This window comes from Cupriavidus sp. 05N40 (genome assembly GCF_056397305.1).
Genome location: NZ_JBFTND010000001.1, coordinates 121813 through 131365, shown reverse-complemented (window position 1 = coordinate 131365; position 9553 = coordinate 121813). Strand labels below are relative to the sequence as shown.

The 9553-nt window shown below is 62.1% G+C and carries 7 protein-coding genes; all 7 read right to left on the bottom strand.

The window, feature by feature from the left end; genetic code table 11:
- Positions 1 to 400 (bottom strand): hypothetical protein (locus tag AC1DO7_RS00580; protein ID WP_477115672.1); only part of this gene is annotated, 400 nt, incomplete at its 3' end.
- Positions 401 to 412: 12 nt separating this feature from the next.
- Positions 413 to 1225, bottom strand: coding sequence for an eCIS core domain-containing protein (locus AC1DO7_RS00575; protein ID WP_441618158.1), 813 nt, complete (start codon positions 1223 to 1225; stop codon positions 413 to 415).
- A 726-nt stretch (positions 1226 to 1951) separates the two neighbouring features.
- Positions 1952 to 2815 carry a lysozyme inhibitor LprI family protein gene (locus AC1DO7_RS00570; RefSeq protein ID WP_441618160.1) on the bottom strand — a complete coding sequence of 288 codons (864 nt, stop codon included), beginning with the start codon at positions 2813 to 2815 and terminating at the stop codon, positions 1952 to 1954.
- Between the two features lie 13 nt (positions 2816 to 2828).
- The gene (locus AC1DO7_RS00565; protein WP_477115671.1) at positions 2829 to 5360 is read right to left on the bottom strand and encodes a glycoside hydrolase family protein; all 2532 of its coding nucleotides are present in this window, start codon (positions 5358 to 5360) and stop codon (positions 2829 to 2831) included.
- 368 nt (positions 5361 to 5728) lie between these two features.
- Positions 5729 to 7267, bottom strand: a complete 1539-nt coding sequence (locus AC1DO7_RS00560; protein ID WP_477115674.1) for an acetolactate synthase large subunit — start codon at positions 7265 to 7267, stop codon at positions 5729 to 5731.
- Positions 7268 to 7397: 130 nt separating this feature from the next.
- Positions 7398 to 8210 carry a GntR family transcriptional regulator gene (locus AC1DO7_RS00555; protein WP_441650443.1) on the bottom strand — a complete coding sequence of 271 codons (813 nt, stop codon included), beginning with the start codon at positions 8208 to 8210 and terminating at the stop codon, positions 7398 to 7400.
- Between the two features lie 202 nt (positions 8211 to 8412).
- The gene (locus AC1DO7_RS00550) at positions 8413 to 9453 is read right to left on the bottom strand and encodes a DUF535 family protein (RefSeq protein ID WP_477115670.1); all 1041 of its coding nucleotides are present in this window, start codon (positions 9451 to 9453) and stop codon (positions 8413 to 8415) included.
- Between the last annotated feature and the right edge of the window lie 100 nt (positions 9454 to 9553).

Genomic DNA, 9553 nt, shown 5'->3' with positions numbered 1-9553 from the left:
GAACGCAGAAGATGCCAACGTATCTGCTGCCAGTCTGCCCGGTTTGACGGAATGCAAAACCATACGTGTTTCCTGCCTCAAGTGGTTTTGACCCGCCGATCTCCTTGTAGCCTCTCAATGGCCGGCCATAAAAGACGCAATCGCCGGGACGCAAGATCAAAGGCTTCATACCCGGCATTAGCTCAATGGCCCATTCTTTCGGTGGCCAGCCTGAGGCTATCTCTGCAACGGCAGCGACCTGCAATCCGATGCTCGTGCTAGCCTCCTTCGGCAAGCAGGCGACAGGAATGTCTCCCATCTGCTTGATGTCCAGTGATGGAGGCCAAAGGGAGGTATCCGCATGGCTCACGACCGGACCGCCAGCCAAAAGGCAGCTCACTACAATGCGATGAATGTTCATGGGCGCCTTGGGTTATTTCGGGAGGTGGCTCTTGTCGCGCGGGTTCACGAAGGGCGTCATGACGTTGTATAGCAACTCTGAGCTCATCTGTGGATTGTATGCATGCTGTGGCCGCCTCAGTATGCAGATCATGTAGTAGTCGGACATGATGTTGCCCTGCTGCTCCATGTTGAAGTCGCTCAGGCGACTGGTGGGTGTCAGGCTGTAGCCATAGGCGGATGCGCCTCGGCTCGTGACAGTGAGGGCATTGCGTTTGATGCCATAGCCCATCTGGTATTGCCAGACATGCGCCAGCTCATGCATGAACAACGCACGACCCCTGTCGTCGGCGCCTGCGAAGTCATCTCGGTAAATGGCCGAAGGGAAGTACATCTCCCCGTTCGGCGTGACTGCGGTTGTGGGGTCTTGCTTTCCCATGAATAACCACCAGCCGCCGTGGTGAACTCTGACCTGGGTGTAGTCAATCCCGTTGCCGAACACCGTACGTGCCATGGCAATTTCTTCCGCGGTAAGGCCGCGTTCGGTACCTTCCGGCAATGACACTGTGACTTTGGACGTCCCTACATTGTTGTTATTGGTTGTTGCGACCGAGTTGCTCTGATTGTTGATATATATCCTGTCTGTTGATCGCCCATCGCCATGTTCTGTGGCGCAACATGCTGCCTCTTGCGCAATGAGCGGCGGTGTCAACGTGAGGGAGAGGATGGAACTGGGGCGATACGTAACGATTCGTTCGGTACAGCCGTTGCTGTCAGTGACACCGGTTCGCCTGCTGCCATCATCAAGCAGGACGCTGTAAGGCAAGTGACAGGGCAGGCTCGCCATCTTTGCCTAACAGCCACAGTTGCTCATCAAAGACGGGGGGGTGGATCTGTCGTGGGCTGTACGGGAACCCGCACGGCGCGGCAGGTCAGACAATCGGGGCTTCCACATCCTGCCATGACGTTCCTCTTCTCCGTTCGCAATGGATTTCAGATGAACTATATAGGCCATCAGATGACCCATTTCAATCAGAATAATCAGAAATTCGCGGGCGTGGCTATTGCTGCTGGCGGCGACATTTCGTCGACAAGTATCTGTTTTCAACCTCCATTGGTCGCGGTGTACCTCGACCTTGGTGTAGTCGACGCGATTGCCGAACTATCCTGCGATAGTGTCTTCCGTCATGGCGATAATTTTCTATTGCACAGTATTCCCGCTGTCTCACGGCACTGTCACTGAAATTGACATTGGTACCGCTGCTGACGACCGCGCCGGCACCGTAAATTGGAATGACGATAGCCGGCAAGGACGACGGGCTTCGTGGGGCCAACTCCAAAAATATGCTGGATTCATATGCAGGGGCGGCGACTAATTGATGCCAGGCTCTGGTGCCGTGCAAGAACGGTGGGCCTTAGTGATTGGCCTGACTGCCTCGGCACTCTGACTCAGCAAGTAATAGCGTTCAGTGCATGCTGGGGGACCGTTAGCGGAGGACTCGACGTAGTACTGGGCCCGAATGAGAAGGCTATCAGGCTGAGTGACAAGGACGATTGTTACGGTTCGGCCGTCTCAAGGGACCTTTGATCTGAGCCATTCAAGTCTTTCCCTCATGGTGGCAAGAATGCATGCTTCGTTTTTGTCGCAGGCATTACGTTCTTCTAACCATGAGCGTTGTTGTTGACGTATTTCGGTCGTGGCACCTGAAATTCTCCGCTCCTGTTCTACGAGCAACTGATATCCAAAGGCGATGCTCTTATCGAGGCCGGAAAGTTCGAACGAGTGGCAAATCGCGAGCTCCGCATTGAGCTTGGTTTTGTCGCAATGGAACGACGGCGAGGGTTTTGCGTTGGAGGGGAGCTTCGACAATACCAATATTGTTTGATCATACCAGCGCATAACCATCCTTTTCTTGCTGAGAAGAAACAGCCAGGATCCAGGAGGCCCCCCGTCTGGCGAAAGATGAGGCGTAGCGATAGAGCCATTCCATACTCCAGATTTGCAGTGAATTACGATAACATCGGCYTTGAGGTTATTTGCAAGTCCCAATCTATAGTCTTTGATAGGAGAGTCGCCGGAATTAATCCCGTAGCCACCGAAACTTAACTTAATTAGGTCGTCGACTCTCAATCGCCTGAGAGTTGCAGTGGGGTTGTTGCATGCTACAACATCCTCCGAGGTGTCACTTGAGATCTTTTTGGCATTAAAATTAAAAATTCTCCATCGGAGCGACGGAGAGTTCCAGCCGTAGTGCATTGTGCGTCCGGATTCCATGTTTACGTGCACCTCTGATACCTCCCATCTTCCGGCGAGGCTTGATGGTATTGGCTCATTTTTTTTTCCCCCTGCAGCCGCAGGAAAAATCAAAATGCGGAAAAAAATTAATGCGCATAATACTAATTTTGCAAAAAAAATGATTGATGGTATGTGTTTCATTATTGGTTTTGTGCTAGCTTATTGGGGCTCCATGGTATTCATACACGCCATGAAGAAAAAGCTTTGTTTCATCTTCTCGCCTTTTTACCAGGCCGGTAGCAATCTTGCCGCCTGAGTAGATATTTTTCCTTATGATCGCCATAGCTTCTTCAATTTTTCCGTCATTTATGAACGATACAACCTTTGCCCAACTATCTCCTGGGTTGTAAGCATAAGAAGTGATGGCATCAAATTCGTTTTGATCAAGGTCGACATGAATTGCCGTTTTCACCATGTTTTCGTAGCCTGGAACTACGTGACGTAGCAACGCGAACTCCTGAGCCTCCGTCAGGATAATGAGAGCGGAATTATCCTTGGCAAATTTGAGAGCCTCACTGCCTCCCAGGCCTGATGCAGCCGAGATTGCAATCGCCGTAGATTCCTTAATACCGATGGCGACCATGTCGCGCTTTATGCTGGAGGTGCTGCGCTCTTTCATGTCGTAACCGGGCCCTAGCGTTACCCCACTCGCCCAGCCCGGCCAATGCAGTTTCTCTGAAGTCCCGGGAGTTGACTCCTGCTTGTAAATGAACCACATCCCCTTCTCTGAAAGCCGCGTTGCAGAAAATCGCATGAAGTTCCCAACCACTGCCACGGGATGGATGTGAAACACAAACGGATCGACAGGAAAACCCTCCACCCTCCCCGCCACGGCATCCCACCACACCAGCTTGGCAATCCGCGCCTTCTCGCTCTGCCACGCGGGCCGGGCTGAGCGCGGCACGTTCTTGTCCCAGGCATCCCAGCTCGCCGGGTCGGCCTTCCATTCGCTCGGGTAGCGAATGATCAGCCGCGATAGCTCGCCGAGCTTGCCGCGGCTGCGCTGGGCAGCCCGCAGTTCCCCCAGGGTCAGKCGGTGATCGGGGATGGTATCGAGGCTGGCGAAGACCTCGCGCATGGRGCCGTCGAGTTGCGCATCGGTGAGCGCCAGCTCGCCGCCCTGGAACGCAGCCATTTGGGCCGCGGTSGTGAAGATGTTGCCGTAGCCTTCGCCCGTTGGCTTGGACTCGATCAGCTTGAAGTCCACCCACTCATGCGGTGAATGCAGGGTGATGCCGGTATGGCCCACTTCCCCAGCCCAGCCGATAGCGGTGGTGGTGTCGTCGCTGATCTGCACCTGCCACCAGCGCTTGCCGGTTTCGTCCAGGGCGAAGGTGGTGGGTAGCTTAGTGGGATCCGGCGCGGCCGGCCTTGACTGCGTCAGTGTTGCAATGTCGAAGCGCTGGGGATACGGGCCGTTGATGGGACCGTTGGCGACAAACGTCAGGGGAAAAACCGGCCAGCCCTGTTCCAGATCGGCCACCAGTAGCTTGCCTCGATCGCCTTTGCCCAAGGTCGGTATTGCGTCATAGGCCGCTCTGGTGATCCACACGGGGGCACCGGCAGCCGCAGCCACCAGGATGCCCCGATAGAGCGTGGCGCCCGGCTTGCCAACGGTGCCCTGTTTGGGCGGTCGGACAATATCCCTCGCCGCATACGGCACGCCGTTGCYGTACCGGAACAGGCTCGCCTCCTTGGCGCCCTTGGGCAACGCTGCCTTGCGCTCGATCCACTGCAGGGTCTGCACCGKCCTGACCTTCACGTAGAGGGCATCCTCATGCGGAGTGCCGTCCAGCTCCACGAGGGTGTTSGCGGCAAGCAAGCCGGCCTTGGCCTCGGCCAGCACCGGGTTGCACAGTGGCGCCTTCGGCGCCACGCGCAGCAGTGTCTTCTCCKGCAACTTGGCCGATGCCGCGGCCGCCCGGCTCTTGGCGAGGAAGCCACTCAATTCAGGACCGGCAATGATCTCCTGRTGCAGGATCACCCTGTCCTGGCCAGGATCCTTGATTCGCCGGTAYTCCCCCAGGTGGCCGAGCAAGGCGCCRGCCTTGAYGSCGATGGCGGAYTTGGGCGTGACCACGCTGTCGAAGATTTCGGGGGCCTTGCCTTGCGGCTCCAGATGGCTGAGCGGCACCCAGCCACGCTCTGCGCCGCCCAGCGGCTCGATTTGGCCAGTAGTTGGAGGGGCAATAGTGCCCTCGATCAAGCTGCGGATCCTGACCCAATTCTTGTCCGCGCTGCGTTCGACGGCGGTGAAGCGGGCTCCGCGGGGCAGGATGCCGAGGATGGTGCCCTTGGGATTGGGTAGCGAACAGATGCGCAGGCCCAAGACCGCTTGTGCGGTTGCGCCCGACGCGGCTGCCTGCTTGGGGCTGGCTTGTTTGTGATCCGCTTTCTGCGCCACGCGGTAGACGGTTGCCGGCCAGTAGTCCGGGCGCTTGACCTTGGCACCCAGGCGCTCGTAGTCGCTAAACGAGCGCAGGTGCATGGCCAGACAGAAGTAGGTCAGCTTGTTGCCCGCCAGCGTGTTGGCCATCGCCTGGACGTAGTGAATGCCGCAATGCACGCCGGAGGGGCCCAGCGGATAGAAGCCGTTGTCGGCCAGGCTGAGCGCCGTGTAGTAGAGCGCGGCGTCGCGCACCTCCTTGCCGGCCTTGTCTTTGAAGGGGAACTTGAACGAAGGCATGGTCACTCCCGTGCGCTTACGAAGCGTCCGAGAAAGACTGGGAGAACTCGCCGTCCGGCGGTCTGCCGGATGCTGGAGCGCACGCTAGCGGCGGTGAGTTACCAGCACAGGCGACGTTGAAACGCAGGGCGGAATGATTGGGCATGGCCGATCTCTTTGGAATGCCAAAGGCGATACAAGCCATGCTTCAGGTAAACAGCGCCCCCGTATATAGGCCGTTTCCCATTCATGCGGCTGAAAATTCAGAAAGCGCACGGATTTCGTCGCGGCTGGCTTCCGCGATGGCGAGATGCTGCCGCCGTCCGGCAATGGGGCCGGAGCGCGCCGGCGCGAACGTGGAGTCAGGTTCGCGCCGGCAACATGAAAAATCAAATCACCAGTTCAATCAAGAACGGCCCCGCCTTCGCATTGGCCGCCGTGAACAGCGCCGCAAACCCCTCCATGTCCACCGCGCGCGCAGCCTCCACGCCCATGCCATTGGCCAGCTTCACCCAGTCGAGATCGGGGTTGCCGATGTYGAGCATGTCGAGCGCGGTCTTGCCGGGATTGGCGCCGACACCGGCGAGTTCGCCCAGCAGGATGGCGTACTTGCGGTTGGCGAGCACCACCACCGTCACGTCGAGCTTTTCGCGCGCCATGGTCCACAGCGATTGCAGCGTGTACATGCCGGAGCCATCGGCCTGCAGCGCGACCACGCGGCGGCCGGGCGCGGCGACGGCGGCGCCGGTGGCCAGCGGCAGGCCTTCGCCGATGGCGCCGCCGGTGAGTTGCAGCCAGTCGTGCGGCGCGGCGTGCACGGTGCCGGGATAGAAGGCGCGGCCGAAGCTCACGCTTTCTTCCACCACGATGGCCTGCTCTGGCAGCAGCGCGGTCAGGGTCTGCGCCACGGCTTCGGAGGTCACGGCGCCCCTGGCGATCTCGTGCATGGAGACGGAGGCGGGCAGCGCCACGACKGGCGCGCCAAGTTCGTCGGCCAGGCGCGCCAGCGCTTCGGCGAGGTCCTGCTCGGGGCGGGCGAGCACGAAGACTTCGGCGTCTTCCGGATACGGGCGCGGCGACTTGCCGGGGTAGGCGAAGAAGGTCACGGGCGGCGGCGCGCCGACCAGGATCACGTTGCGGATGCCGGCCAGCTTGGCGCGCGCCGCGTCGCCGGAGTACGGCACGCGGTCTACGTTGAAGCGGCCACGGCCGCGCGACACGCGCGCATTGGACATCGGCGTGATCAGGCGCGCGTCGGTGGCGGCGGCGATGCGATGGGCGTCCGCCAGCGCGGCTTCGCGCAGCGCGGTGCCGGCCAGCACGATCAGCGTGGGCTGGCCGGAGCGCAGCACGCGCGCGGCCTGCTGCACGGCGTCGGGCGAGACCTTGGGCACCGGCAGCGGCGCCAGCGGGGCGGCCACCTTGCCGCCGGCGTCCCAGCACACGTCCGAGGGCAGGATCAGGCTGGCCACGCCGCCCGGCGCGGCGCAGGCCGCCTGCACGGCGGTGGCCGCATCGGCGCCGACCGAGGCAGCGTGCGTGGCGGTGCGGGTCCACACCGAAACCGGGCGCGCCCAGCCTTCGGTGTCGGCGGTCAGCGGCGCGTCGAACGGCCGGTGATAGGTAGCCTGGTCGCCGATGATGTTGATCACCGGGGTCTGCGCGCGGCGCGCGTTGTGCAGGTTGGCCAGGCCGTTGGCCAGGCCCGGGCCGCAGTGCAGCAGGGTGGCCGCGGGCTTGTCGGCCATGCGCGCGTAGCCGTCGGCCGCGCCGGTGACCACGCCTTCGAACAGGCCGAGCACGCAGCGCATGCCGGGGATACGGTCGAGGGCGGCCACGAAGTGCATTTCACTGGTGCCGGGATTGGCAAAGCAGGTGTCCACGCCGCACGCCAGCAGCGTCTTCACCAGGCTCTCGGCGCCGTTCAGTTCGCCCTGCCCGTGGTCTCCATGATTCGCCTGGTTGCGCTCGGTAGTCTGCATTTGCTTGTTTTCCGGTTGGGTTGCTGGATGGGGATGTGGATGTGAATCGGGATGCGGAATCGGGTTGCTGGCCCGCTCACGGTTGCGTGGCCGCGCGTGCCGGATAGGCCGGGGCAGCCCCCGCGCCCGGCGCGAGCAGGTCGAAATCCAGGCACACGAACTCGCTCGGGAATTCGATGCGTGCGTAGTAGACGATCACGCCGTCCACGCAGGCATGGCGGCGCAGTTCGGCCACCGGCGCGCCCACCGGCAACGCCAGCCGGGCTGCGGTTTCGGCGCCGGCGGCGATGATCGACAGGCGCTGGCGGGCGGCCGTCACCTTGAGATGCGGAAAGCGGTCCAGCACCGGCACCGAGGCGCCCTGGCGGAAGGCCTCCGGCTCGCGCGCGAACACGCTGGCCTCGATATAGACCTCGCCAAGCGCGAACGGCCGTTGCTCGATACGGTGCAGCCGGCGCAGGAAATGATAGCCCGGCGCGCGCGCGGCGCTGCATGGCAGCCCCAGTTCGTCGGGCAATGGCACCAGGCCGTCGGATTCGCTGAGCGCCTCGGTGCCGAGCCGGTCGCCTACCGCCACGGCCTGGTCCCAGCTCACGGGCAGCATCAGCGGGCGCCGCTCGCGGTAGCCGGTCTTGACGAAAGTGCCGCGCCCGCGCTCGCGGGTCAGCAGGCCCTCCTCGTCCAGCAGCGACAGCGCGTTGTGCATCGTCATGCGCGCCACGCCGAACTCGCGGCAGAGCTGTTCCAGCGAGGGGATGCGGGCGCCCGGCCGCCATTCGCCGCTCTCGATATGGCGGCGGAAGATGGTGGCAAGCTGGAGATAGACGGGCTGGCGGCTGCGCGAGAGGAGATCGCTGGCAAAGGCCGGGTTCGGCGGAGGGTTCTGCATGGGCGTCCGGGTGCGCGGGCTGGCCCGGCGGCGGCTGGCGCAGCCGTGGCTGCAAGCGAGCTACTTTAGTAAGGTCTACAAAGCTAGACTACTAGGGTTAACTAGGGGGTCGGGGCCGAGCAGGGGCCGGAAATGAAAAAAGCGCGGGATGGCYCCCGCGCTTCGCTTGCAGTCCATGTCGTGCGGCATGGCGCCGCGTGGCTCACGCCGCGAGCGCCTGCGCGTATTGCGGCGGCCTGACCTGCCTGAGGTCGGGCGCCGGGATGACCGCCGACGCCGCCACGGGCGCGGCCAGCCAGCCTTGCACCGTGGCCTGGACGCCGTCGGCCTGCGCCTGCTTGCGCCGGTAGGCCGAGCGCTTCTTGGACGGCAGTTCCATTGCATCGCGGCGCGGCAATCCGACCGGCATGCCCACGTTGCCGCCCTCAAGCACCTCGCCCCCGCACTCCATCCAGAAACTCTCGTAGTCGCACAGGATCTCGCGCGGCGTGTGGCGCTGGCGCCCGACGTGATTGGCCCGGGACACACCCACGATGCGCTGCACGTCCAGCGCGGCGGCAAAGCCCAGCAGCGCTTCCATCACTGCGTCCTTGGGGCGCAGACCGTCGCAGGCCTTGGTCGACTCGCGGATGAGGTCCCGGCTGTTCTCGCCCATCGGGCCCTGCAGGCCGCCGACGAAGATCTCCGCGCCATCCTTGCCCCGCCTGAGGTAGAAGCTGATCTGGCTCAGGCAGGTGCCGCTGGCGATGTCCTGCCAGTAGAAGGCCAGTTCGCCTTCCTTCGGATTCGGCCCGGCATCGGCCAGGCGCAGCACGTAGCGGCCCTCGCCGAAGGCACATTCCAGGCCGCCTTGCACGTAAATGCGCTCGCACAGCGCCAGCGGCACCAGCGCGTTCAAGGTCCGGTAGTGGTCCAGTACCGTGCCCATGCGCTCGCGAAAACCAAGTCCGGACACGCCCAGCGGGCGGTACGGACGCTCCAGCAGCGCCGGCTTGGCCGCGGCCACGCGCCGCATCAGCGCACACGACTCCACGGCCTGCAACCAGCCGCGCACTGCGGCGAAACGGAACGCCGAACGGCAAATCAGCTTTATCCGCTTGAAGCGCCAGCGGCCACCTTGTTGCGGATAGCAGAATGCCGCCAGCGCCGTCAGCGTAGCGAGATAGCGAAGATAGAAAAACGGCCCGAGGTTATTGAAATAACCACGGGCATGGATGGCCGACAGCCACTGAAGGCTAGACATGGGTCCCTGCACGACTTGATGCTCCCCTGTTCCTGATGCAGCTAGCCGGTATCCGGTCTTATGCTGATTGCTGCCCTTGACACGAATTTCACGAAACGGC

Coding starts and splice junctions, on each gene's coding strand:
- AC1DO7_RS00575 (WP_441618158.1), bottom strand. CDS start 1,225: ATGGCGAGCCTGCCCTGTCACTTGCCTTACAGCGTCCTGCTTGATGAT.
- AC1DO7_RS00555 (WP_441650443.1), bottom strand. CDS start 8,210: ATGCAGAACCCTCCGCCGAACCCGGCCTTTGCCAGCGATCTCCTCTCG.
- AC1DO7_RS00550 (WP_477115670.1), bottom strand. CDS start 9,453: ATGTCTAGCCTTCAGTGGCTGTCGGCCATCCATGCCCGTGGTTATTTC.